General features: G+C 47.8%; 1 protein-coding gene. It reads left to right on the top strand.

What is annotated here, in order from left to right:
• Positions 1 to 180: 180 nt before the first annotated feature.
• Positions 181 to 682: M48 family metalloprotease (locus tag R7040_RS26880; protein WP_318097654.1), on the top strand; the 502-nt coding region annotated here is incomplete at its 3' end.

A 682-nucleotide genomic window follows, 5' to 3' on the forward strand; every position in this document is an offset into this window, starting at 1 on the left:
GATTTAACCACATGCTGAAATGACTCGGATATAAAACAATTTACGAAACCAATTCATTTATTTTTGGTCTTAGTGCTAGCCTATTCATCCTAGGGGATGACCATAAAGTATAGTGGTGATGTTGTGAGGTACTCGACCTCCAACCACGTACTTAGGTATTTTGGAGAATCTTTAAACCGTATGTTAAAACGCACTCGCTCGCTCGTTTGTTTGTGCCTTGCCGCTGCAATCAGTTCGCCAACGACTTACGCCAATAGCATCGACTTGCCTGATATTGGTACGGCAGCTGGCGGCACGCTTTCTATAGACCAAGAGTTGATTTATGGCGACGCGTACATGCGCATGCTCAGAGCCAGTAAGCCTATCGTCAACGATCCGGTCATCAACGAATATATCGATTCCCTCGGACACCGCCTCGTTGCTAATGCGAACGATGTAAAAACGCCGTTCCACTTCTTCATGATTCGTGATCGTAATATCAACGCCTTTGCCTTTTTTGGCGGTTACGTTGCATTGCACTCAGGGCTATTTCTTCATGCTCGTAGCGAAAGTGAACTCGCATCCGTTGTCGCGCACGAAATTGCGCACGTAACACAGCGCCACCTAGCGCGCAGTATGGAAGACCAAGCAAGGCGCTCTCCAGCGACTTTCGCCGCGCTTGCTGGTGCATTGTTACTTTCGA

Source organism: Vibrio sp. 1069, from assembly GCF_033340555.1.